The following is a 21,768-nucleotide window of genomic DNA, read 5'->3' as shown; positions in this document are numbered from 1 at the left end:
TGAGGCGCCGCTTTTGCCTGGAGGGGCAGAAATCGGTCAGCGCGGAAGGCGCTGGTTGCGCCAGCCCGGCAGCTGCACGCGGGCCGTCTGCACCTTGGTGCGGACGCGGTGCGCCTCCTGGTGGAGCGCGAAAGCGGTGGCGACAAGCATGGCCAGAGTCATGGCCGCGGCGAGCATATAGATCATCATGGCGCTGTTCTCCTGCTTGAAACAACGGACGAACCGCTATTTGGTTTCATCTATCGTAGAGATGATTTATTCACGTCCGCTTGAACCGATCCTGAGATTGCCGTTCATCCCGCATTCATTTTGTAAACCAAGCGTACGGCGGCGTTGCCCAACTTGGCGGTAAAGTGCGCTTCCACCTTCGGCGCCGATGTTCTAGAAGCAGCCCATGACAGATCGCATCGCCATCTATGCCGGGTCCTTCGACCCCCTCACCAACGGCCATCTCGACGTCCTCAAGGCGTCGTTGGCCGTGGCCGACATCGTCTACGCCGCAATCGGCATCCATCCCGGCAAGAAGCCGCTGTTTTCCTTCGAGGAGCGCGTGGCGCTGATCGAGGAAGCGACGAAGGCCGAGTTTGGTGCCGATGGCGGACGCATCAAGGTGGTGGCTTTCGACGGGCTGGTGATCGACGCGGCGCGCAAGCAGGGCGCCTCGATCATGATCCGCGGCCTGCGCGACGGCACCGACCTCGATTACGAGATGCAGATGGCCGGCATGAACGAGACCATGGCGCCCGAACTGCAGACGGTGTTCCTGCCGGCGAGCCCCTCGGTCCGCACGATTACCGCCACACTTGTGCGCCAGATAGCTTCTATGGGCGGCGACATCCGCCCGTTCGTGCCGGCGGCGGTCGCCGGCGCGCTCACGGCAAAATTCGCGAAATAATCCCGGAGTTTCCGATCATGCAGCTCAAGAAGCTTGCCTCGTCATTCGTTGTTCTTGCAGGCCTTTTGGCCGGTTCGGTGGCGGCCTTCGCTGCCGATCCCGAAAACACCATGATCATCACGCTGAAGAGCGGCGATGTGACGATTGCGCTGCGGCCCGACCTCGCGCCCAAGCATGTGGCGCAGATCAAGACGCTGGTGCGCGAAGGCGCCTATGACAATGTCGTGTTCCACCGCGTCATCGGCGGCTTCATGGCCCAGACCGGCGACGTCGAGTTCGGCAACCAGAACAACAACTACAATCCGGCGCGTGCCGGCATGGGCGGCTCGAAGCTGCCGGACCTGCCGGCCGAGTTTTCGCAGGAGCATTACAAGCGCGGCGTTGTCGGCATGGCCCGGTCGCAGGACCCGAATTCTGCGAATTCGCAGTTCTTCATCATGTTCGACGCAGCGCCCTCGCTCGACGGTCAGTACACCATCGTCGGCGATGTCGAGAGCGGCATGGATCTGGTCGACGGCATCAAGAAGGGCGACGCGGCGCAGAACGGCGTCGTCAGCGACCCAGACAGCATGATCAAGGTCCGCATCGCCGCGGACAAGAAATAACCTGAAGCAAGGAAGGACTTTCACAATGGCCGAGATCAAGGATCGCGAAAACGCGCTGATCATGGAAACCACCAAGGGCAAGGTGGTCATCGAACTGCTGCCAGACCTCGCCCCCGGCCATGTCGGCCGCATCAAGGAACTGGCTCGCGAGGGCGCCTATGACGGCGTCGTGTTCCACCGCGTCATCGAGGGCTTCATGGCTCAGACCGGCGACGTGCAGTACGGCAACTCGACCAAGTCGTCGTTCAACCCGTCGCGCGCTGGCATGGGCGGCTCGGACAAGCCGGACCTGAAGGCCGAGTTCAACAACATGAACCACAGCCGCGGCACCTGCTCGATGGCACGTTCGCAGAACCCGAACTCGGCCAACTCGCAGTTCTTCATCTGCTTCGAGGATGCCGGCTTCCTGAACCGCCAGTACACGGTCTGGGGCCAGGTTATCGAAGGCATGGAAAATGTCGACAAGATCAAGCGCGGCGAGCCGGTGCAGGATCCCGACAAGATCGTGTCGCTGAAGGTTGCAGCGGACGTCGCGGAGTAAGAAATGGCTGGCGCTCTCTGGTCGCTTCTCGGCGTTCTGGCGGGCGCCTTCATTGCCATTCAGGCTCCAATCAATGCGCAGCTGGCGCGCGGGCTGGGTGTGCCCGTCGCGGCGGCTGCGATTTCGTTCTTGTCCGGCGCGATCGTGCTTGGCGTGATCACCGTTCTCACCACCCGCACGCAAGGTCTGGTCATTGACTGGAAAGCACCGGCGCCCTGGCTGTTCGTGGCCGGTGGCGCGCTGGGCGCTGTTTATGTGACGAGCTCGGTGCTTCTGACCCCGCGTATCGGTGCTGCAGCACTGATGGCTTTCCTTGTGGCGGGACAGTTGCTGGCCGGCATGCTGGTCGACAAGGCCGGCCTGCTGGGTGTTGCCGTACGTGAGATTTCCATGGGTCGCATCGTCGGCGCCATGCTGCTGCTCGCAGGCGCACTGATGATCCGTATCTACTGATGCGTGTAGACCTTTTCGATTTCGAACTGCCGGAAGAGTGCATCGCGCTGCGTCCTGCCGAACCGCGCGACACGGCGCGGCTGCTCAGCGTGCGCCCAGGCGAAGCGCTGGCTGATCTGTCGGTGCGCGACCTGCCGTCGTTACTCGAGCCCGGCGACGTGCTTGTTCTCAACGACACGCGCGTCATCCCGGCTCAGCTCAAGGGCCGTCGGGTGCGCGGCGAGGCTGTCGCCCATGTCGACGCGACGCTGCACATGCGCACTGCGCCTGACCGCTGGTTGGCGTTCATGCGGCCGGGCAAGCGGGTGGCGGTCGGCGACCGCATCCAGTTCGGTCACGACGCCGAGGCTTGCATGCTCGGGCAGCTGGACGCCAGCGTGATCGAAAAAGGCGAGGGAGGCGAGGCGCTTCTGGCCTTCGATCTCGCCGGACCAGCGCTGGACGAGGCGCTGCATGCCGTCGGCCACATTCCGCTGCCGCCCTATATCGCCTCCAAGCGCGATGATGACGAGCGCGACCGCAAGGATTATCAGACCGTCTATGCCCGCGAAGAGGGCGCGGTCGCAGCGCCCACCGCCGGCCTGCATTTCACACCCGAGCTGTTTGCGGCGCTCGAGGCACGCGGTATCGAAAAGCAGTTCGTGACGCTGCATGTCGGCGCCGGCACCTTTTTGCCCGTGAAGGCCGACGATACCGCCGAGCACAAGATGCATGCCGAGATCGGCCATGTCTCGGCCGAGACCGCGGCTGCGTTGAATGCGGCGCGGGCGCGGGGCAACAAGGTGGTCGCCGTCGGCACCACCTCGCTGCGCCTGATGGAGAGTGCGGCGCGCGCCGACGGCACGCTGGCCGCCTGGTCAGGCCCGACAGACATCTTCATCACGCCCGGTTACCGCTTCAAATTCGTCGATGCGCTGATGACCAATTTCCATCTGCCGCGCTCGACGCTGTTCATGCTGGTCTCGGCCTTTGCCGGGCTGGAGCGCATGCACGAAGTCTATGCGCATGCCATTTCGAACGGCTACCGCTTCTATTCCTACGGCGACTCCAGCCTGCTGTTCAGGGACGACCGATGAGTTCTGAGTTCACCTTCAAGCTGCTCGCGACCGACAGCAAGGCGCGGCGTGGCGAAATCACCATGCCGCGCGGCACCATCCGTACTCCGGCTTTCATGCCTGTGGGCACCGGCGGCACTGTCAAAGCGATGTATATGGACCAGGTGCGCGGCGTTGGCGCCGATATCATCCTGGGCAACACCTATCATCTGATGCTGCGCCCCGGCGCGGAACGCGTGGCCAAACTCGGCGGCCTGCATGATTTTGCACTCTGGCCGCATCCGATCCTGACCGATTCCGGCGGTTTTCAGGTGATGTCGCTGTCGAAGCTGCGCAAGATCAGTGAAAAGGGCGTGACCTTCCGCTCGCATATCGATGGTGCGCCTTATGAGATGTCGCCGGAGCGCTCGATCGAGATTCAGGGCCTGCTCGATTCCGACATCCAGATGCAACTCGACGAATGCACCGCATTGCCGTCGACGCCCAAGGAAATCCAGCGCGCCATGGAGCTGTCGCTGCGCTGGGCCGAACGCTGCAAGACGGCTTTCGGCGACCAGCCCGGCAAGGCGATGTTCGGCATCGTTCAGGGCGGCGACATTCCCGACATGCGCGTGCGCTCGGCGCAGGCACTGAAGGCGCTCGACCTCAAGGGATATGCCGTCGGCGGCTTGGCGGTCGGCGAACCGCAGGAGGTGATGCTCGACATGCTCGACATCACCTGTCCGGAACTGCCGGCCGAGAAGCCGCGCTATCTGATGGGCGTCGGCACCCCTGACGACATCATCAAATCGGTGGCGCGCGGCATCGACATGTTCGACTGCGTGATGCCGACCCGTGCCGGGCGTCACGGCCTTGCCTACACCCGTCGCGGCAAGGTGAATTTGCGCAACGCCCGCCACGCCGACGATCCGCGTCCGCTGGACGAAGAGAGCGATTGCCCGGCCGCGCGCGACTATAGCCGTGCCTACCTGCACCACTTGGTGAAGTCGGGCGAGTCGTTGGGCGCGATGCTTCTGACCTGGAACAACCTGTCCTATTACCAGCATCTGATGAGCGAAATCCGCGCCTCGATCGAGGCCGGGCGCTTTGCCGATCGGACCGCCGAGATCAGCGAAGGCTGGGCGCGGGGCGATATCCCGCTGCACAAAGGCTGAGCTAAAGCTCCTTTTCGGCGAGTTCGCGGAAGGCATCGGGCACCGAGCCTGCGCGTCCGAGTGCCACCGAGGCGTATCCGACTGCTCCCCAGCCGAAACGTTCGCGGATGGCGTCCATGGCGCGGTCGGCGCCCCAGCGCGCCTGGCCCTTTTGCGTGCCCGGCCGGTGCTTGTCGTCGGCGAGGCCCAGCGGCAGTTCGAGCTGCAGGCCCGAATGTTCCTCCAGATGCGAGACCGAGATTGCCAAGAGCGAGATGGTGCGTTCGCCGGGATATTGGGCAAGTACGCCGCGCACCAGTTCCTCCGCGATTTCGGAGATCATCGCGGTGGCGGAAATCGGTGCGTCCAAGGTGATCGACCGCGTCACCGAACGCAGATCCGCAAAGCGGACGCGGGCGGTAACGGTGCGCCCTGGGCGCGACTTGGCGCGGAGGCGCGAGGCGACGCGGTCGGCGAGATGGCGCAGGGCGGGGATGTAGATTTCGGGTCGTGCCAGCTTCATGCCGAGCGCCGACTGGGCGCCGGCGGAATGGGCGCGGCGATGCGGCTGGAGACGGCGCGGATCGCGGTTACAGGCAAGTGCCGATAGTTTTTCGCCCGCGGCAGGGCCGAGCAGGCGTTCCAGCACCTGCCGGTTGGAATTGGCCAACTGGCCGATGGTGGTGATGCCGGCATCAGCCAGGCGCGTTTCGGTCGCAGGACCGACGCCCCACATCAGGCCGACGGGCAGTCCGTGCAGGAAGGCGATTTCGGTGCCTTCACCGACCAGGACAAGGCCGTCGGGTTTGGCGACCTGCGAGGCGATCTTGGCGAGATGTTTGGTGCGGGCGACGCCGACCGAGATCGGCAGGCCGAGCTCGGTGCGAACCCTGTGTCGGATCTCTTGCGCAATCTCCTCTGGCGAACCGAAGAGATGGGTGCAGCCGGCGACATCGGCGAAGGCTTCGTCGATGGAAATGCGCTCGACGACAGGCGTGAAATCGCCAAGCACCGCAATCGCTGCGTCTCCCAGCCGCTGGTATTCCCTGAAATTGCCGCCGACGAAGATCAGCCCGGGGCACAATTCACGGGCGCGGCGGCCCGGCATGCCGCCACGGACGCCGAAGGCCTTGGCCTCGTAAGACGCCGCGAGCACCACCCCACCGCCGACGGCAACGGGTTTGCCCAGCAAGCTCGGGTCGAGCAGTTGCTCGACCGACGCATAGAAGGCGTCGAGGTCGGCATGCAGGATGGTGGCTGCGCTTTCCATGGGGGCGATCTGGTGAAAATGAAATGGAACATAAAGAGAACATGTGCGCGAAAAGTCAAGCGCTGGCGCAAGCGGTGTCGCCTGGTGCGGGCTTATGGAAACAGTTGGTCTCGACTATGGTGCTGCGCGATCCAAGGAGAATCTCATGACCGTCTCGCCGCGCGTTCCGACTTTCGAAGACGTCAAGGTTGCGGCTTCGCGCATTGCCGGCCACGCGCATCGGACGCCGGTGCTGAGTTCGCGTACAGCCAATGCCAAGGTTGGCGGCGAGCTGTTCTTCAAGGCGGAGAATTTGCAACGGGCTGGCGCCTTCAAGTTTCGCGGCGCCTACAATGCGGTTTCGGCGCTGTCATCAGAAGCCAGGCAAAAGGGCGTCGTCGCCTATTCCTCCGGCAATCATGCGCAAGCGCTCGCATATGCAGCAACGCTCCTCGGCGCGCCGTCGGTCATCGTGATGCCCAAGGATGCACCAGAGATCAAGGTCGCAGCAACCAGGGGCTATTGCGCGGAGGTGGTGTTCTTCGACCGTTACACTGACGATCGCGAGGCGATCGCGCGGGGCATCTCGGAGGCGCGCGGTATGACCATGATTCCGCCCTTCGATCACCCAGACATCATTGCCGGCCAGGGCACGGCGGCACTGGAACTGATCGACGAAGTCGGGCAACTCGACATCCTCATCGCCCCGCTCGGCGGTGGTGGCCTGCTTGCCGGCTGCGCGCTGAGTGCCAAGGCGCTGGCTCCCAGCTGCCGCGTCATCGGCGTCGAGCCGGAGGCAGGCAATGACGGTCAGCAGTCGTTGCGCAAGGGCGAGGTGGTGCGCATCGCGCCGCCCAAGTCGATCGCCGACGGGGCGCTGACCACTTTTGTCGGCGACAACAATTTCCCGATCCTGCAGGCCAAGGTCGACGATATTGTCACCGTCAGCGATGCGCAGCTTGTGTCGACGATGCGCTTCTTTGCCGAACGCATGAAGGTGATCGTCGAGCCGACCGGCTGCCTGGGGGCGGCTGCAGCGCTCAACGGTGTCATCGACTGCGCAGGCAAGCGCGTCGGCATCGTGCTCAGCGGCGGCAATGTCGACCTGAAGGCGCTGAGTGGGTTTTTCGCACAGGCCTGATATCCGGCCGGAGCCTGTAATTTCTCATGTCGCAAGACGTGGTGTCCAGGCCACAGCCAAAGCGCAAAGCTCCGCTCTGAAGATTTCGTGGCTGGACGCGGCAAGCAAGTCAAGCCTATGGCGCAGCTGTGCTCGGCCTCGTGAAGGTCGGCGAAAATTGCCAGGGACAATCGTGGATGAACAACAGATACGGAACGCTTGCTTCCTGGGTCTACAATCTCGACAAGCCTGTCGGCCGCTCTTTCGGCGATATCGAATATTATCGCGAACGTCTTTCTGAATGCACGGGCCCGCTGCTGGAGCCTGCCGTCGGCAATGGCCGGTTCTTCGTGCCGATGCTGGAGGCCGGCCTGGATATCTGGGGCTTTGATCCGTCGGAGGAAATGCTCGGCCATTGCCGCACGGCTTGCGCGGAGCGTTCGCTCGATGAGGCGCGGCTGAGCCGCGGGACGTTCGAGAACTTCAGCTGCGAGCGCAGGTTCGCGGTGATCGTCGTGCCGCTGGGCTCGTTCCAACTGATCACCGATGTGGCTGCGGCGAAGGCTACATTGCGGCGGTTCTTCGATCATCTGGTGCCCGGTGGCAGGCTGATGATCGACCTCGATGCCATCGGCGGCTTCCTGGGTGAGGGCGGCCGGGTGCGTAGCTGGAACACGGGGAAAGGCGACCTGCTGACGCTGACCGACACGCGTGTTTCGACCGACTACGTCGCGCAGACGACGGTGACGCATTTGCGCTACGAGCTATGGAAGGACATCAAGCTCGTCGACACCGAGCTCGAGCTGTTCAGCCTGCGCTGGTGGGGCGTCGAGGAGTTCGCCATGGCTCTGCGCGAGGCGGGTTTCGTCGATGTCGTTGCCTCGGGTGACTATCGCTACGGGCAGGCGCCGGCCAAGGGCTGTGACACGATCAGCTTCGAGGCGGGCCGGCCGGAATGAATTCAGTGGCTTGAACCTTTGCGGCAGCTCGACTATTTAGCGGCCATCAGCAATTTCAACAGGATGTGTGCATCAATGGATTTTGACCCGACAGCAACGCCGAACCGCTTTGCCATTGGGGAATTCCATGCCTGCATCAATCTCTCTGTCGAATATTTCCTGGTCCACGCCTGACGGCCGGATACTTCTTTCTGATCTATCGCTGAATTTCGAGGCCGGCCGCTCGGGGCTTGTCGGACGCAACGGCGTCGGCAAGTCGACGTTGCTGCATCTGATATCTGGCTCCCTGCAACCGCAGGCCGGCAAGGTGTCGGTCAGCGGGACGCTGGGACTGCTGCGCCAGGCGGCGCAGGTATCTGCTGGCGAAACCGTGGCCGACCTCTTCGGCGTTTCGACAGGGCTGGACCTGCTGCGCCGGGCCGAGGCCGGACTTGCAGATGTCGATGAACTCGCCGATGCGGACTGGACGCTGGAGGCGCGCATTGGGGCGGCACTGGCCCGCGTCGGGCTGAGCGCCGAACCCGACACCGGGCTTTCAGCACTTTCAGGCGGGCAGCGCACACGCGCCGGGCTTGCGGCGCTGATCTTCGGCGAGCCCGACTTCATCCTGCTCGACGAGCCGACCAACAATCTCGACCGCGACGGGCGGGCGGCGGTGATCGACCTGCTGGCCGGCTGGCGCGGCGGCGCCATTGTCGTCAGCCACGACCGCGAGTTGCTCGACACGATGGACGCCATCGTCGAGCTGACGTCGCTGGGGACGACACGCTATGGCGGCAACTGGAGCCATTATCGCGAATGCAAGGCGATAGAGCTGGTCACAGCTGAGCACGATCTGGTCGATGCCGAAAGGCGGGTATCGGAGATTGCCCAGAAGGCCCAGGCGACGGCGGAACGCAAGGCGCGCAAGGACGGCACCGGCAAACGCAAGGCCGCTAAGGGCGACATGCCGCGCATCCTGATGAACGGGCTAAAGAACCGCGCCGAGAACACTTCGGGTGAAAACATCCGCCTGACGGAGCGCCGGCGTGTCCAGGCGGAGGCGGATGCAGCGGCCGCCCGAGAGCGGATCGAGGTGCTGCAGCAGATCTCGCGGAAGCTGCCTTCGACGGGCCTGCCGTCGAGCAAGGCCGTGCTGCGGATCGGCGGGCTGTCGGCAGGCTACGAACCGGGAAAACCGGTCATCAGCGACTTCTCGCTTGATCTGACCGGGCCGGAGCGTGTTGCCGTCAGCGGCGGCAATGGATCGGGCAAGACCACGCTGCTCAGGGCGATCTCGGGAAAGCTCGAGCCGTGGGCAGGCAGCGTCTCCGTGCTGACCAGTTATGCCATGCTCGACCAGCAGGTCGGGCTGCTCGATGCCAAGGCTTCGATCCGTGACAACTTTCGGCGCATCAACCCCAAGGCGGACGAAAATGCCTGCCGGGCGGCGCTGGCTCGCTTCATGTTCCGTGCCGATGCGGCGCTGCAGATCGTGGGCAGTCTGAGCGGCGGGCAAATGCTGCGGTCAGGGCTTGCCTGCGTGCTCGGCGGCAAGTCGCCGCCGCCATTGCTGATCCTCGACGAGCCGACCAACCATCTGGATATCGAGTCAGTCGAGGCCGTGGAGGCGGGATTGCGAGCTTATGACGGGGCGTTGCTGGTGGTAAGCCACGACCAGGCGTTCCTCGACGCGATCGGCATCACCAGGCGGGTCGAGATTAAGCCTGCACCAACATGAGGTGAGCGGAGCCGGCTTGTGCCGTGTCGCTATCTGGCGAAGATGGGGCCGAATATTGGGGATGAGACGATGAGCGAAGCCGGGCGAACGACGCACGTGAATGGAGCCGACGTGCTGACTGACGTGCTTCTGCTCAACGGTGTCGATGTCTGCTTTGCCAATCCCGGCACGTCGGAGATGCATTTCGTGGCGGCACTCGACCGCAAGCCGCAGTTGCGCTGCATCCTCGGGCTGCACGAGAATGTCGTCACCGGTGCGGCCGACGGCTACGCCCGGATGACGGGCAGGCCGGCGGCCACGCTTTTGCATACGGGGCCGGGGCTGGCCAATGGCCTTGCCAACATGCACAACGCAAGGCGCGCCCGCACGCCTATGATCAACATCGTCGGCGACCACGCCTCCTACCATCTGCCGCTCGATGCGCCGTTGACCAGCGACATCGACGCCCTGGCGCGGCCGATGTCGAACTGGGTAAGGCGGGTGCGCGGCCCGGATGACGTCGGGCCAGCGGCGGAGGCGGCCTATCGCGCTTCGCTTTCGCCTGCCGGCGTGGCGACGCTGATCCTGCCGGCCGATGCGGCCTGGGGCGAGCCGACAGGCGCGAGGCAGGTCGCGAAAGTGGTTCTCGACCCGCCGCGCCCGCCGGATCCCGATGCCATTCGTGAAGTCGCGAAGGCTATTCGCGCCAATCCCGGTAGGGTCGGCATGGTGTTGAGCGGATCTGCCGTGTTGGCCGACGGGCTCGAGCTTGCCGGACGGATCGCCAGCGACTGCAATGTCCAGCTGTTCAACGAGGTGCTTGTCGCCCACACACAGCGCGGCCGCGGACGGACAGCGCCGGGGCGCATTCCATATCCGATCGACATGGCGCTGGATTTCCTGCGCGACATCGACGTGCTGGTGCTGGTCGGTGCGCCGGAGCCTGTCGCCTTCTTTGCCTATCCGGGCAAGCCGGGCCGACTGGTGCGCGAGGATTGCAGCGTGCTGAAGCTTGCTCGGCATGGCGACGATCTGCTGGCGGCGTTGGATGCGCTGCGCGACGAACTGGGGGTGAAGCGGGGCGGGATCGTGCCGCTGGCGCTGCCGATGGACGAAGGCGTGCCCAGCGGGCCGCTGACCGACGATGCGGTGGCGGTGATCGTTGCGGCGAAACTGCCCGACAATGCGGTCATTGTGGAAGAAGCCGTCACATCGGGGCGCCGCTTCTTTCCGCTGTCGGCCTTCTCGGCGCAGCACGATTTCATCATGACCACTGGTGGTTCCATCGGCGAGGGCATTCCGCTGGCGACAGGGGCAGCCGTGGCCTGTGCCGATCGCAAGGTGATCAACCTGCAGGCCGACGGCAGCGCCATGTACACGGTCCAGGGGCTGTGGACGCAGGCGCGTGAGGATCTCGACGTGACGACGATCATCTTCTCGAACCGGACCTACGCCATCCTGCATGCCGAGATGCGCAATGTCGGTGTGAAAAACGTGGGCCGGAACGCGACACGGATGCTGGACCTCGAAGGACCGGCGCTCGATTGGGTTGCGCTGGCGCGCGGCATGGGCGTGGAGGCGGCGCTCGCCACGACATGCGAAGAGTTCATGAAACTGTTCGATGCGGCGCTCAAGCGCCGCGGGCCGTTCCTGATCGAGGCGCGCCTCTAGCAGTACGCAATTTCGGTTGTTCGGTTCGGATTGCCCAAGTCAGGTGCTGAGCGAGTTAGACGCGCGCAGGCTGACGCCTGTGATGCGCCAGACGCCGTCGGGCTGGAGTTCGAGCGTGTATACGGCCTCGTAATCCTTGCCGTCGGGACCGACAATCATGACCTGCTGGACGATCGAGGTCGGGCTCATTTCTTTCGACTTGCCGAAAGCAAAGCTTTGCGCGCGGTAGACGGGTTTGTAGCCGCCCGATACCATGCCCATGAAGATGTCGAGCGTGGGAAAGATACGCTTCACATTGGGGGCGGCGTAGCCATAGGCAGCTGCATTGTCGCCGGTGCGAAAGGCCTGGAGCTGGGCCGAAATGCTGTCCTGTGCAGACTTGACGTCGGCATCGCCGGCAAAGGCCGGAAAGGTCAGGACCAGGCCCACGAGAAGGGCTGCTGCGCGGTGCATCTGCAAGTCTCCCCTTGGTGACGGCATGGGACCGTCCCTGTTTTCATTGTAACATACGCAGCCGAGACCCCAGCGGTTTCAGGCCTTGTGCGTTTGTGCCGGAAGGGCCGGGCCGGCTTGAAAGCGCGGGCGCGTTCTGCGACAAGGCCGCAGATAACGACAAGCCCGGACGGGACGGTGCGATGAAGACCTTTTTCGTGCAGATCAAATGCGAACTCGGCAAGGCCTATGAGGTGGCGAGCGCGCTCGCCGACGCCGAGATCGCCTCGGAGATTTATTCGACTGCCGGCAACTACGATCTCTTGGCGAAGTTCTACGTCGACGACGAAACCGATGTCGGCCATTTCGTCAACGAGCGAGTCCATGCCATCGGCAACATCAAGGACACGTTCACCACGGTCACATTCCGGGCATTCTAGGGCGCGCCTCTAAAGGCGGGCCCGGGTTGCTGAGCCGGAAACGGGCAGCAATACGCCCAAAAAGCCGGCTTGCTGCCGAAGCGGCGGGCATTTTCGCTGAAATTGAGCCGGCTGCGCGCCAAATGGGCGATTGCGCTTGATTTTCTCCCTTCAGGTCATTTCACTGACCTCAGAGGGGAGTTCATCTGTGGTTGCATTCGACGAAATGCTCCCGGCCGATGCCGGGTTGAGACGGCCCTACGAAGCGTATGACGGCTGGCTGAAAAACCAGGACCCCGCTCGACTTACCGAAAAGATGCATGATGCCGAACGGGTGTTCCGCAAGACCGGCATCACCTTCGCCGTCTATGGCGAGCAGGAGGCCTCCGAACGACTGATCCCGTTCGACATCGTGCCGCGCATCATCTCGGGCAATGAATGGCGCAGGCTGACGCAAGGCATTGAGCAGCGCGTCCAGGCGCTCAACGCCTTTCTCGACGACATTTACCACCGCCAGGAAATTCTTCGAGCCGGGCGCGTGCCGCGCGAGCTGATCGCCACCAACGAGGCATTCCTGCCCGAGATGATCGGGGTGAGGCCGCCCGCCGGCGTCTACACCCATATCATCGGCGTCGATATCGTGCGCATTTCCGAAAACGAGTTCTATGTGCTCGAGGACAATGCGCGCACCCCGTCTGGGGTCTCCTACATGCTGGAGAACCGCGAGACGATGCTGCAGCTGTTTCCCGAGCTGTTCCAGCGCATCAAGGTGCAGCCGGTCGAGAACTATCCGCAACTGCTCAGGCAGTCGCTGTCGGCCGTGCGGCCGAACGGGGTGAGCGGCGCGCCGACAATAGCGGTGCTGACGCCGGGAAGTTTCAATTCGGCCTACTTCGAACACGCGTTTTTGGCCGACCAGATGGGTGTGCAGCTTGTCGAGGGGCAGGATTTGCGCGTGATCGACGGGCGTGTAGCGATGCGCACGACCGAAGGCTACAAGCAGATCGACGTGCTCTATCGCCGTGTCGACGACGCCTATCTCGATCCGCTGACCTTCAAGCCGGATTCAGCACTCGGCGTGCCCGGCATCATGGACGTCTACCGCGCCGGCAACATCACCATCGCCAACGCGCCGGGCACCGGCATTGCCGACGACAAGGCGATCTATTCCTACATGCCCGAGATCATCGAGTTCTACACCGGTCGCAAGCCGATCCTCGGCAACATCCCGACATGGCGCTGCTCTGAACCGGACAGCCTGAAATATGTGCAGGAGCACCTCGCCGAACTGGTGGTAAAGGAGGTGCATGGCTCGGGCGGCTACGGCATGCTGGTCGGGCCCGCCGCGTCCAAGAAGGAGCGCGAGGAGTTTTCAAAGAAGCTCGCAGCTCGGCCATCGAACTACATCGCCCAGCCGACGCTGTCGCTGTCGACATGCCCTGTGATGACCGAGAAGGGGCTGGCGCCACGCCACGTTGACCTCAGGCCGTTCGTGCTGGTGTCAGATCGCATCCGCATTGTGCCGGGCGGCCTGACACGGGTTGCGCTCAAGGAAGGTTCGCTTGTGGTGAATTCATCTCAAGGCGGTGGAACCAAAGACACCTGGGTTTTGGACGACTAGGGGGACACAGAGACTTCATGCTTCTGGGACGCACCGCCAACGGCCTCTACTGGATGAACCGCTACATCGAGCGGACTGAGAACATGGCCCGGCTGATCGATGCCGGGCTGCGTATGGCGCTGACGCGCAGCCAGGATGCATCGGAGGAATGGAACTCGGTGCTGCTGTCGGCGGGAGCGGCCGATTCGTTTTCTGCCAAGCACAGCGACTACACGGCCGAAAATGTCGCCGATTTCCTGCTGCGCGACATGTCCAACCCTTCGAGCGCGGTGGCGGCGATCGAGACGGCCCGCAACAACGCCCGCATGGTGCGCACGGCGCTGACGCGCGAGACGTGGGAGAGTATCAACGAGGCCTGGATGTCACTGAAGCGCATGCTGGCCACCCCGATCGACCAGCGCGAGCTGCCCAGCGTGCTCGATGCCATCAAGCGTGAGACGGCGCTGATCCGCGGCTCGTTCTACGGCACCATGCTGCGCAACGAGATTTTCGACTTCGCCCAGCTCGGAACCTATGTCGAACGAGCCGACAACACGGCGCGCATCCTCGACGTCAAATATTACGTGCTGCTGCCGTCGATCTCGTGGGTGGGGTCGTCGCTCGACAACTACCAGTGGGAATCGATCCTGCGCTCGGTGGCGGCACACCGCTCCTATCGCTGGGTCTACGAAGCCGAATACAAGCCGACCAACATCGCCGAGTACCTGATCCTCAATGTGCGCATGCCGCGCTCACTGACCTTCAGCTACCGCTTCATCGCCGAACACCTGAAATTCCTCTCCGAGGACTACAGCGCAAGGCACGAAAGCAACGATCTTTCCGACCGAATCTATGCGCGGCTGCGCGGAACCGAGATCAAGGATGTGTTCGAGGGCGGGCTGCACGAGTTCCTGGCCGACTTCATCCGCGACAACAACAGACTGGGCGACCAGGTAGCCCAGGATTTCGGCTTCTATTGAGCGGGTATGGCCATGCGGCTCAAGGTTTCGCATCGCACGGAATACAACTACGACCAGCCGATCCGCTACGGCCTGCAGCGCATCAGGCTTTGGCCGGCTAGTGGGCCGGCGCAGACCATACTGACCTGGACCCTGCAGGTGGAAGGTGCCCGCGAAGAGGTGCGCTTCCTCGACCAGTTCGGCAACGACACGCGGCTTTTGTCCATCGACGGGGATCCGCATACGATCAGTGTCGTGGCCGTGGGTGAGGTGGAGACCAATGAGGTATCAGGCGTCTCAGGTCCGCACCGAGGCTTTGCGCCGCTTTGGCTGTTCCAACACGAGACGCCGCTGACAGCGCCGGGGCCAGCGATCAAGGCGCTGGCTGCTGATCCGGGCGAGGGCGGCGAGCTCGAGCGGCTGCATCGGCTTATGGCCGAGATCCGCAAACGCGTCGCCTATGTGCCCGGTACGACCGACACAGGCACGACCGCCGAGCAAGCGCTGAACAAGGGCACCGGCGTCTGCCAGGACCATGCCCACATATTTGCGGCCGCAGCCCGGCTGTTCGGCTTTCCGGCGCGCTATGTCAGCGGCTATTTGATGATGAACGACCGGGTCGAGCAGGCGGCGACACATGCCTGGGCAGAGGCCTATGTCAACGGCCTCGGCTGGGTCGGCTTCGATGCGGCCAACGGCATTTCGCCGGACCAGCGCTATGTGCGCGTGGCGGTGGGCCGCGACTACCGCGAGGCGATGCCGATTTCGGGCATTCTCGTCGGTCAGGCGCAGGAGCGGCTTGCAGTCCACATCACGGTAGAGCAGTAATCCCCGGGAAAAGCTCGCCTTTGGACTGGAACAGATGACTTATTGCGTCGGCCTCAAGATTGATCGCGGATTGGTGTTCATGTCGGACACCCGCACCAATGCCGGCATCGACAGCATCTCGACGTTCCGCAAGATGAAGGTGTGGGAAAAGCCGGGCGAGCGCGTGATCGTGCTTATGTCGGCGGGCAATCTCGCCACCACGCAGGCCGTGGTCAGCCTGCTTGACGAGCGCACGAAGGCAGTTTCCGAGCGCGCGCCGACGCTGTTCGAGACGCCCTCGATGTATCAGACCGCCTGTCTGGTGGGCAGCGTGGTCAAGGAGGTCATTGCGCATTCGGCGCCTGCGGGCCAGACGGCGGACTCGAGCTTCAATGCCTCCTTCATCCTCGGTGGCCAGATCAAGGGCAGCGAACCCAGGCTGTTCATGATCTATCCCGAAGGCAATTTCATCGAATCGACCGACGACACGCCGTTCTTCCAGATCGGCGAGACCAAGTATGGCAAGCCGATCATCGTGCGCGCCTATGACCGTGAGATGAGCTTTGCCGAGACAGTGAAGCTTCTGATGGTGTCTTTCGATTCGACGCTGAAATCGAACCTGTCGGTCGGCCTGCCGCTCGATCTGCAGTTCTATGAGAAGGATGCGCTGAAGGCGGGCCTGAAGAAGCGCATCGGCGCCGATGATCCCTATTACAAGACGATCTCGGACGGTTGGTCGAACGCGCTCAAGGTCGCGTTCCAGAGCCTGCCGGACTTTCCGGACTAGGCTCGCGTTGAAGGGCGCGTGCTTTCGGTGCCGCTTTCGAAATGGCTTTTCACTGCTTTCGTATTCCCCTATCGTTTGTAAAAACGAACTCAGGGGAACGTTGAAATGTATCTTTCGCCGCGCCAGTCGGAAATCGTCCAATTGGCCAAGGACAATGGGCGGGTGCTTGTCGACGATTTGGCCGCGCATTTTCAGGTGACGCCGCAGACCATCCGCAAGGACCTCAACGATCTCTGCGACCAGCGCCTATTGAGCCGCATCCATGGGGGCGCGCTGTTTCCCTCCGGTATCGAGAACCTCGAATATGAGGCACGGCGCAAGATCGCGGCCGACGAGAAGGACGCGATCGGCCAGGCGGCGGCACGTATCATCCCCGACAACGCGTCGCTGTTCGTCAACATCGGCACCACGACAGAAGCCGTGGGTAAGGCGCTGCTCGACCACAAGGGGCTGATGGTCATCACCAACAACATCAACGTCGCCAACCGGATGAGGGTCTATCCCGACATGGAGGTGGTGATCGCGGGTGGCGTGGTGCGTGGCTCGGACGGTGGCATCGTCGGCGAGGCGGCCGTCGATTTCATCCGCCAGTTCAAAGTCGACTATGCGGTCATCGGCGCATCGGCTATCGATCATGACGGGGCGCTGCTCGATTTCGACTTCCGCGAGGTCAAGGTGGCGCAGGCGATCATCGCCAATGCGCGGCATGTGATCCTGGTGTCGGACCGGACGAAGTTCGAACGCACAGCGCCGGTGCGCATTGCCCATCTGTCACAGATGGACACTTTCATCACCGATCACTGCGACATCCCCAGTATCCGCAAGATCTGCGCCGAATCGGACGTCCAGCTCATCGAAACAAAAAAGCCCGCGTAGGTGAACGCGGGCTTTTGTCGTCAGCCTGGCTGAAACGGCTCAATAGGGCGAATAGCACTGCTGACGCGGGCCGTTGTAGGGCTGGAAAGTATTGTCGGACGCCCGGTACGAACGGTAGCGGTTGTAGCACCACTGCACATGTGAATTGCCGTAGGCTGGCGTCACGTAGCGCGGGGGCGGAGGCTGGTTGAGCGCGCCGCCGATGATGGCGCCGGCTATGAAGGCGCCGGCAGGGAACCACCAGTCATTGTAGCGGCGATAGCCCGGGCGGTAGTCGCGATAGCCGCGATGCCCATTGAAATAATAGGCGTCGCCGCGGCGGACAAAGCGCGGGTTTATACCGGGACGCTCCATGCGCATTGGCCGATGGCGGCGCCAGTTGTTGTCATACTGAATCTGCTGCATGTCAGCCGAAGCTTGGGGCGCCTTGGGAACGAATGCCGGAGCCGCCGCAGCAGGCAGTGCTGCGCCGAACGCAAATGACGCGGCAAGTGCCGTCGCCACGAATCCAGAAAGCACCTTGTTCATGATCGTCTCCTGATGGGTTGATGTCCGGGCTGAGGAGTCAAACGATCTTCGCGAAGGAATGTTCCGTATTCAGGCTGAATGAGCACTGCCAAGTGCAGTATCGATGAAGTCGTGCGGAACGGGCGGATAGTGCAGAGACAGGCAAAGCCCCGCGCTTGTGGAAACGCGGGGCTTGATGCTGCTGGCTTAGCCAAAGGGCGAATAGCACTGCTGACGCGGGCCGCCATAAGGCTGGTAAGTATTGTCGTAGGCCCGATACGACCGGTAGTGGTCGTAGCACCACTGCGTATGGGCGTCGCCATAGGCGGGCGTGGCGTAGGTATAGGTCGGGCCTTCGTCATAGAGGGAGCTTCCGATCACTGCTCCGGCCAAAAAGGCGCCGGGGAAGAAGAAGTCGTCGTCGCGGAAGTGACGATGATGACGGAAGAAGAAATCGCGGTCCTGGACAAAGCGACGGCCAGCGAAACGGTCGTCATGCCGCACGAAATCGTGGCGCATGAAGACGTCACGATCGCGGAAGCCGCGTGGTTCGAATCGCATTCCTCGATCCATGTGCATAGCCATCGGGTGGCCATGCGGGATCCACATCGGACCTCCACCGGAAAAATGCGACATGCCGGAGAAATGCGCAGCGGCGGCTGGGGCAGCTGTCGCCATGCCAAATGAAGCCAAGATGGCCAATGCCATCAAACCTGATGTGACCTTGCTCATGATCGCCTCCTCATGAGGTTAAGTTAGCATATGCTAATAAACGTCAGTGAAGCTGCGATTGTTCCTGAACGGTACAGCGCTCGCGGTGTCGTGAACCGTCGCCTGCACATAAGAATGAGAGAACAGGTGGTGAGCGCGCAGGGATTCGAACCCTGGACCTACTGATTAAAAGTCAGTTGCTCTACCGGCTGAGCTACGCGCTCCCGTAGGCCGCGCGGCGACCCCGAAATTGCGGCGGAACATAGGGAGAGTGCCCCGGCCGGTCAACCGGAAAAAAGCGCTCTCCATAGGTCGTCTATCGTGTGGGGCGTGCAGGAGCCCGGGATGCAGGCAATATTACCTGTGGATGATATTGCTGGCGTCATGGGCCGCTGCTAAATCGTGGTGCCCAATATCGGGCCCGCATCGATATGGAAATTCATAAATGCATATTGTTTTGAAACTCGCCGTTGCTTCGGTTCTGGCGTTATCGGCTCTTCCTGCCGTGGCACAAGCGGAAGACCTCGTCTTTACGCTCAAGAACGGCACCAGCTCGGTCCTGACGAATTTCTATGCCTCGCCTGTTGGCGTCGACCAGTGGGAAGACGACATTTTCGGCCGCGACACGCTGGGAGCAGGCGAGAGCATGCAGATTACCATCGCCGACGGCCGCAGTGTCTGCGAATACGACATGCGTTTCGAATTCGAGGAAGGCTCGTCGCTCGACACCACGACCGACAAGCAGAACCTCTGCGAGCTGGGCGAATACACGATCCACGAGTAATTCCGGGCCGGGGATTCGCGGCCGGCGGCGCGCCGCTAACGAAAACGTGTTCGGGCCGCGATGCCGGCCCGCACGACAAACGGCCTTTCGCCGGCATTGCCGGGTTGATAGCGCGCCGAAATGCCACGCAATGGTGATTGGTGCACTGCTGTGCGTGCCGCTATGACGGCGCGTGCAAGACCACGGAGCAGCACAGCATGGCATTGGATATCGGCTATCTCAGCGCATTGGGGGCGGGCGCCCTGTCGTTCCTGTCGCCTTGCGTCTTGCCGCTGGTGCCGCCCTATCTCTGCTACATGGCTGGCGTCTCGGTCGATGATTTCAAGGCCGACGGCGGCGTGGCCACGGTTTCGCGGGCGCGCGGCGCGCTGCTTGCAGCCTCCGCCTCCTTCGTGCTCGGCTTCACCACCGTGTTCGTATCGTTAGGCGCCGGCGCTTCGACCATCGGCCAGCTGCTGCGCACCTGGCAGGAGCCGCTGGCCATGGCTGCAGGTGTGCTGATCATCCTGATGGGCCTCAATTTCCTCGGTGTGTTGCGCATTCCCATGCTGTCGCGCGAGGCGCGTTTCCAGTCGCAGGGCAAGCCGGCGAGCAACCTTGCGGCCTATCTGATGGGGCTTGCTTTCGCCTTTGGCTGGACGCCCTGCATCGGCCCCGTGCTAGGACCGATTCTGACTTTGGCAGGCGGCCGCGAAACGGTGGGCGAGGGTGCGCTTCTGCTCGCCGTCTATTCGCTCGGGCTCGGCATTCCGTTCCTGATCGCTGCGATGTTCTCCGGCGCCTTCATGCGGTTCCTTTCCAAATTCCGTGTCCATCTCGGCAAGGTCGAGAAGGCGATCGGCGGGCTTCTGGTCGTTGCTGGCGTGCTGTTCCTGACCGGAGGCATCCAGACCGCTTCTTACTGGCTGCTCGAGCGCTTTCCCGTTCTTGGCCAGCTCGGCTGACATCGCGCCGAAATTGCGCCCGCATTGGAGCTGATAGCCGGCAATGCTAGAAAGGTGGCCGAATCCAGCCGCTTGTTTGCAACCGGGACGACGCCATGACCTCGAGAACCTGCCTGTCGATCATTCTTGCTGCCGGCGAAGGCACGCGCATGAAGAGCAGTCAGGCCAAGGTGCTGCACAAGATTGCCGGTCTGCCGCTGGTAGCGCATGTGGCAAAGGCAGCGGAAGCTGCCGGTTCGGACGCAGTCGCGCTGGTCGTCGGCCATGGCGGCGACGAGGTCCGGAAGGCCGCCGAGGGTTTTGCGCCGAAAGCGGAAGTGGTCGAACAGAAGGAGCGGCTGGGAACGGCGCACGCCGTGCTGGCGGCGCGCCAGGCAATCGCGCGCGGCTATGACGACCTGCTGGTCATGTTCGGAGACACGCCGCTGGTCGAGGCCGAATCGCTGGCCAGGGCGCGCGGCATGCTGGCCGATGGTGCGGCCGTCGTGGTCATCGGCTTCAGGCCGCCGAGCCCGGCCGGCTATGGCCGACTGATCGAAAGGGACGGCCGGCTGGTCGCTATCCGCGAGGACAAGGACTGCACCGACGAGGAGCGAAAGATCGGCTTCTGCAATGCCGGGCTGATGGCGATTTCAGGCAAGGATGCGCTGAAGCTGCTCGACCAGGTCGGCAATGCCAATGCCAAGGGTGAGTTCTATCTCACCGACATCGTCGAGATCGCCGACAAAACCGGCCTCAAGGTCGTTGCGACCGAGGCGAGCTTTGAAAGCGTGCTGGGCATCAACAACCGGGCGGAACTGGCCGAGGGCGAGGCTGTCTGGCAGAAGCGCCGCCGGCACCGGGCGATGCTTGAAGGTGCGACGCTGATCGCGCCCGAAACCGTCTATTTCTCCCATGATACGCAGATCGGCGCGGATGTGACGGTCGAGCCGAGCGTGTGGTTCGGCCCAGGCGTCAAGGTCGCCGACGGTGCCGTGATCCATGCGTTCAGCCACCTCGAAGGCGCTGACGTCGGCCCACGCGCCGAGGTCGGGCCGTTTGCCAGGTTGAGGCCCGGTGCGGATCTGCGCGAAAAGGCCAAGGTGGGCAATTTCTGCGAGGTGAAGAAGGCAACGGTCGAGAAGGGCGCCAAGGTCAACCACCTGACCTATATCGGCGATGCGCGCGTCGGTGCCGGTGCCAACATCGGTGCCGGCACGATCACCTGCAACTATGACGGGTTTTCAAAGTTCTTTACCGACATCGGCGAGGGGGCCTTTGTCGGCTCGAACACATCGCTGGTGGCGCCGATCGTCATCGGTGCACGCTCCTACATCGCCTCGGGCAGCGTCATAACAGACGAAGTGCCGGAGGATTCGTTGGCCTTTGGCCGCGCGCGGCAGAAGACTCTGCCCGGCAAAGGCAAGGAGCTGCGCGAGCGTTTTGCCGATGCGGCGGCCGCGAAGAAAAAATCGGCGGCAGAGTAACTTCGCTTCAATCCTGCCGTGCAATCCTGTCATCGCTTGTCGGCCCGAAAGGCTGATACGCAGCGAAACGGAATGTGATTTTCGCTGAACCCTGTG

General features: G+C 62.9%; 24 protein-coding genes and 1 tRNA gene. 19 read left to right on the top strand and 6 right to left on the bottom strand.

What is annotated here, in order from left to right:
- Positions 1 to 36 precede the first annotated feature (36 nt).
- Positions 37 to 189 (bottom strand): hypothetical protein, encoded by a 153-nt coding sequence (locus B015_RS33550; RefSeq protein ID WP_018428006.1) that lies wholly within the window; start codon positions 187 to 189, stop codon positions 37 to 39.
- A gap of 205 nt (positions 190 to 394) precedes the next feature.
- Between B015_RS33550 and coaD the strand changes: the two genes are divergently transcribed.
- From coaD to tgt, 6 genes are read left to right on the top strand one after another with little or no spacing between them, the layout of a single operon-like run.
- Positions 395 to 895 carry a pantetheine-phosphate adenylyltransferase gene (gene coaD / locus B015_RS0112345; protein WP_018428005.1) on the top strand — a complete coding sequence of 167 codons (501 nt, stop codon included), beginning with the start codon at positions 395 to 397 and terminating at the stop codon, positions 893 to 895.
- A 17-nt stretch (positions 896 to 912) separates the two neighbouring features.
- On the top strand, positions 913 to 1,500 hold the full coding sequence (locus B015_RS0112340; protein WP_018428004.1) for a peptidylprolyl isomerase: 588 nt from the start codon (positions 913 to 915) through the stop codon (positions 1,498 to 1,500).
- Positions 1,501 to 1,525: 25 nt separating this feature from the next.
- Positions 1,526 to 2,041 (top strand): peptidylprolyl isomerase, encoded by a 516-nt coding sequence (locus tag B015_RS0112335; protein WP_018428003.1) that lies wholly within the window; start codon positions 1,526 to 1,528, stop codon positions 2,039 to 2,041.
- Positions 2,042 to 2,044: 3 nt separating this feature from the next.
- On the top strand, positions 2,045 to 2,494 hold the full coding sequence (locus tag B015_RS0112330) for a DMT family transporter (protein ID WP_018428002.1): 450 nt from the start codon (positions 2,045 to 2,047) through the stop codon (positions 2,492 to 2,494).
- Complete coding sequence (gene queA, locus B015_RS0112325) at positions 2,494 to 3,570, top strand: tRNA preQ1(34) S-adenosylmethionine ribosyltransferase-isomerase QueA (RefSeq protein ID WP_018428001.1); 1,077 nt, start codon at positions 2,494 to 2,496, stop codon at positions 3,568 to 3,570. Before B015_RS0112330 ends, queA begins: the two co-directional genes overlap by 1 nt.
- Positions 3,567 to 4,703 carry a tRNA guanosine(34) transglycosylase Tgt gene (tgt, locus tag B015_RS0112320; RefSeq protein ID WP_018428000.1) on the top strand — a complete coding sequence of 379 codons (1,137 nt, stop codon included), beginning with the start codon at positions 3,567 to 3,569 and terminating at the stop codon, positions 4,701 to 4,703. The genes queA and tgt overlap by 4 nt, the downstream gene beginning before the upstream one ends.
- Position 4,704: 1 nt before the next feature.
- On the opposite strand, the gene dinB is transcribed toward tgt, so the two are convergent.
- On the bottom strand, positions 4,705 to 5,952 hold the full coding sequence (gene dinB, locus B015_RS0112315; protein ID WP_018427999.1) for a DNA polymerase IV: 1,248 nt from the start codon (positions 5,950 to 5,952) through the stop codon (positions 4,705 to 4,707).
- A 145-nt stretch (positions 5,953 to 6,097) separates the two neighbouring features.
- Here dinB and B015_RS0112310 point away from each other — a divergent pair, with 145 nt between their 5' ends.
- From B015_RS0112310 to B015_RS0112295, 4 genes are all read left to right on the top strand, one after another.
- Positions 6,098 to 7,072, top strand: a complete 975-nt coding sequence (locus tag B015_RS0112310; RefSeq protein ID WP_026227203.1) for a threo-3-hydroxy-L-aspartate ammonia-lyase — start codon at positions 6,098 to 6,100, stop codon at positions 7,070 to 7,072.
- A gap of 176 nt (positions 7,073 to 7,248) precedes the next feature.
- A complete protein-coding gene (locus tag B015_RS0112305) occupies positions 7,249 to 8,010 on the top strand; it encodes a class I SAM-dependent methyltransferase (RefSeq protein WP_018427997.1) in 762 nt (253 codons plus the stop codon).
- Between the two features lie 127 nt (positions 8,011 to 8,137).
- Positions 8,138 to 9,730 (top strand): ABC-F family ATP-binding cassette domain-containing protein, encoded by a 1,593-nt coding sequence (locus tag B015_RS0112300; protein WP_018427996.1) that lies wholly within the window; start codon positions 8,138 to 8,140, stop codon positions 9,728 to 9,730.
- Between the two features lie 96 nt (positions 9,731 to 9,826).
- Positions 9,827 to 11,380 carry an acetolactate synthase large subunit gene (locus B015_RS0112295; protein WP_026227202.1) on the top strand — a complete coding sequence of 518 codons (1,554 nt, stop codon included), beginning with the start codon at positions 9,827 to 9,829 and terminating at the stop codon, positions 11,378 to 11,380.
- 39 nt (positions 11,381 to 11,419) lie between these two features.
- Here the strand turns inward: B015_RS0112295 and B015_RS0112290 are convergent, their stop codons facing one another.
- Positions 11,420 to 11,833: a DUF4864 domain-containing protein gene (locus tag B015_RS0112290; protein ID WP_018427994.1), complete on the bottom strand. Its 414-nt coding sequence runs from the start codon at positions 11,831 to 11,833 to the stop codon at positions 11,420 to 11,422.
- 182 nt (positions 11,834 to 12,015) lie between these two features.
- Between B015_RS0112290 and B015_RS0112285 the strand changes: the two genes are divergently transcribed.
- From B015_RS0112285 to B015_RS0112260, 6 genes are all read left to right on the top strand, one after another.
- Positions 12,016 to 12,252 carry an Lrp/AsnC family transcriptional regulator gene (locus tag B015_RS0112285; protein ID WP_026227201.1) on the top strand — a complete coding sequence of 79 codons (237 nt, stop codon included), beginning with the start codon at positions 12,016 to 12,018 and terminating at the stop codon, positions 12,250 to 12,252.
- A 187-nt stretch (positions 12,253 to 12,439) separates the two neighbouring features.
- Positions 12,440 to 13,852, top strand: a complete 1,413-nt coding sequence (locus tag B015_RS0112280) for a circularly permuted type 2 ATP-grasp protein (RefSeq protein ID WP_018427992.1) — start codon at positions 12,440 to 12,442, stop codon at positions 13,850 to 13,852.
- 17 nt (positions 13,853 to 13,869) lie between these two features.
- Positions 13,870 to 14,811: an alpha-E domain-containing protein gene (locus tag B015_RS0112275; protein ID WP_018427991.1), complete on the top strand. Its 942-nt coding sequence runs from the start codon at positions 13,870 to 13,872 to the stop codon at positions 14,809 to 14,811.
- A gap of 12 nt (positions 14,812 to 14,823) precedes the next feature.
- Positions 14,824 to 15,618, top strand: coding sequence for a transglutaminase family protein (locus B015_RS0112270; RefSeq protein WP_026227200.1), 795 nt, complete (start codon positions 14,824 to 14,826; stop codon positions 15,616 to 15,618).
- 34 nt (positions 15,619 to 15,652) lie between these two features.
- A complete protein-coding gene (locus B015_RS0112265) occupies positions 15,653 to 16,384 on the top strand; it encodes a proteasome-type protease (protein ID WP_018427989.1) in 732 nt (243 codons plus the stop codon).
- Between the two features lie 105 nt (positions 16,385 to 16,489).
- The gene (locus B015_RS0112260) at positions 16,490 to 17,260 is read left to right on the top strand and encodes a DeoR/GlpR family DNA-binding transcription regulator (RefSeq protein ID WP_018427988.1); all 771 of its coding nucleotides are present in this window, start codon (positions 16,490 to 16,492) and stop codon (positions 17,258 to 17,260) included.
- A gap of 39 nt (positions 17,261 to 17,299) precedes the next feature.
- Here B015_RS0112260 and B015_RS0112255 read toward each other — a convergent pair whose 3' ends face one another.
- The 3 genes from B015_RS0112255 to B015_RS0112240 all read right to left on the bottom strand — a co-directional run bounded on the left by B015_RS0112255 (position 17,300) and on the right by B015_RS0112240 (position 18,702).
- Positions 17,300 to 17,788 carry a BA14K family protein gene (locus B015_RS0112255; RefSeq protein WP_018427987.1) on the bottom strand — a complete coding sequence of 163 codons (489 nt, stop codon included), beginning with the start codon at positions 17,786 to 17,788 and terminating at the stop codon, positions 17,300 to 17,302.
- Between the two features lie 186 nt (positions 17,789 to 17,974).
- Entirely contained in the window at positions 17,975 to 18,499 is a 525-nt protein-coding gene (locus B015_RS30780; protein WP_040456188.1) for a BA14K family protein, read from the bottom strand.
- Positions 18,500 to 18,626: 127 nt separating this feature from the next.
- Positions 18,627 to 18,702, bottom strand: a tRNA-Lys gene (locus B015_RS0112240).
- A gap of 221 nt (positions 18,703 to 18,923) precedes the next feature.
- Here B015_RS0112240 and B015_RS0112235 point away from each other — a divergent pair.
- From B015_RS0112235 to glmU, 3 genes are all read left to right on the top strand, one after another.
- Positions 18,924 to 19,262, top strand: coding sequence for a hypothetical protein (locus B015_RS0112235; protein WP_018427984.1), 339 nt, complete (start codon positions 18,924 to 18,926; stop codon positions 19,260 to 19,262).
- Between the two features lie 197 nt (positions 19,263 to 19,459).
- Entirely contained in the window at positions 19,460 to 20,206 is a 747-nt protein-coding gene (locus B015_RS0112230) for a cytochrome c biogenesis CcdA family protein (RefSeq protein ID WP_018427983.1), read from the top strand.
- A gap of 95 nt (positions 20,207 to 20,301) precedes the next feature.
- Positions 20,302 to 21,672: a bifunctional UDP-N-acetylglucosamine diphosphorylase/glucosamine-1-phosphate N-acetyltransferase GlmU gene (gene glmU / locus B015_RS0112225; RefSeq protein WP_018427982.1), complete on the top strand. Its 1,371-nt coding sequence runs from the start codon at positions 20,302 to 20,304 to the stop codon at positions 21,670 to 21,672.
- Positions 21,673 to 21,768 lie beyond the last annotated feature (96 nt).

Origin of the sequence: Hoeflea sp. 108 (assembly GCF_000372965.1) — a bacterium.
Taxonomy (GTDB): domain Bacteria; phylum Pseudomonadota; class Alphaproteobacteria; order Rhizobiales; family Rhizobiaceae; genus Aminobacter.
This window is presented reverse-complemented; position numbering and strand designations above follow the sequence as displayed.

What these genes read in the sequence shown, in the direction of transcription:
- B015_RS33550 (WP_018428006.1), bottom strand. Translation starts at nt 189, where the DNA reads ATGATGATCTATATGCTCGCCGCGGCCATGACTCTGGCCATGCTTGTC.
- coaD (WP_018428005.1), top strand. Translation starts at nt 395, where the DNA reads ATGACAGATCGCATCGCCATCTATGCCGGGTCCTTCGACCCCCTCACC.
- B015_RS0112340 (WP_018428004.1), top strand. Translation starts at nt 913, where the DNA reads ATGCAGCTCAAGAAGCTTGCCTCGTCATTCGTTGTTCTTGCAGGCCTT.
- B015_RS0112335 (WP_018428003.1), top strand. Translation starts at nt 1,526, where the DNA reads ATGGCCGAGATCAAGGATCGCGAAAACGCGCTGATCATGGAAACCACC.
- B015_RS0112330 (WP_018428002.1), top strand. Translation starts at nt 2,045, where the DNA reads ATGGCTGGCGCTCTCTGGTCGCTTCTCGGCGTTCTGGCGGGCGCCTTC.
- queA (WP_018428001.1), top strand. Translation starts at nt 2,494, where the DNA reads ATGCGTGTAGACCTTTTCGATTTCGAACTGCCGGAAGAGTGCATCGCG.
- tgt (WP_018428000.1), top strand. Translation starts at nt 3,567, where the DNA reads ATGAGTTCTGAGTTCACCTTCAAGCTGCTCGCGACCGACAGCAAGGCG.
- dinB (WP_018427999.1), bottom strand. Translation starts at nt 5,952, where the DNA reads ATGGAAAGCGCAGCCACCATCCTGCATGCCGACCTCGACGCCTTCTAT.
- B015_RS0112310 (WP_026227203.1), top strand. Translation starts at nt 6,098, where the DNA reads ATGACCGTCTCGCCGCGCGTTCCGACTTTCGAAGACGTCAAGGTTGCG.
- B015_RS0112305 (WP_018427997.1), top strand. Translation starts at nt 7,249, where the DNA reads ATGAACAACAGATACGGAACGCTTGCTTCCTGGGTCTACAATCTCGAC.
- B015_RS0112300 (WP_018427996.1), top strand. Translation starts at nt 8,138, where the DNA reads ATGCCTGCATCAATCTCTCTGTCGAATATTTCCTGGTCCACGCCTGAC.
- B015_RS0112290 (WP_018427994.1), bottom strand. Translation starts at nt 11,833, where the DNA reads ATGCACCGCGCAGCAGCCCTTCTCGTGGGCCTGGTCCTGACCTTTCCG.
- B015_RS0112285 (WP_026227201.1), top strand. Translation starts at nt 12,016, where the DNA reads ATGAAGACCTTTTTCGTGCAGATCAAATGCGAACTCGGCAAGGCCTAT.
- B015_RS0112275 (WP_018427991.1), top strand. Translation starts at nt 13,870, where the DNA reads ATGCTTCTGGGACGCACCGCCAACGGCCTCTACTGGATGAACCGCTAC.
- B015_RS0112270 (WP_026227200.1), top strand. Translation starts at nt 14,824, where the DNA reads ATGCGGCTCAAGGTTTCGCATCGCACGGAATACAACTACGACCAGCCG.
- B015_RS0112265 (WP_018427989.1), top strand. Translation starts at nt 15,653, where the DNA reads ATGACTTATTGCGTCGGCCTCAAGATTGATCGCGGATTGGTGTTCATG.
- B015_RS0112260 (WP_018427988.1), top strand. Translation starts at nt 16,490, where the DNA reads ATGTATCTTTCGCCGCGCCAGTCGGAAATCGTCCAATTGGCCAAGGAC.
- B015_RS0112255 (WP_018427987.1), bottom strand. Translation starts at nt 17,788, where the DNA reads ATGAACAAGGTGCTTTCTGGATTCGTGGCGACGGCACTTGCCGCGTCA.
- B015_RS30780 (WP_040456188.1), bottom strand. Translation starts at nt 18,499, where the DNA reads ATGAGCAAGGTCACATCAGGTTTGATGGCATTGGCCATCTTGGCTTCA.
- B015_RS0112235 (WP_018427984.1), top strand. Translation starts at nt 18,924, where the DNA reads ATGCATATTGTTTTGAAACTCGCCGTTGCTTCGGTTCTGGCGTTATCG.
- B015_RS0112230 (WP_018427983.1), top strand. Translation starts at nt 19,460, where the DNA reads ATGGCATTGGATATCGGCTATCTCAGCGCATTGGGGGCGGGCGCCCTG.
- glmU (WP_018427982.1), top strand. Translation starts at nt 20,302, where the DNA reads ATGACCTCGAGAACCTGCCTGTCGATCATTCTTGCTGCCGGCGAAGGC.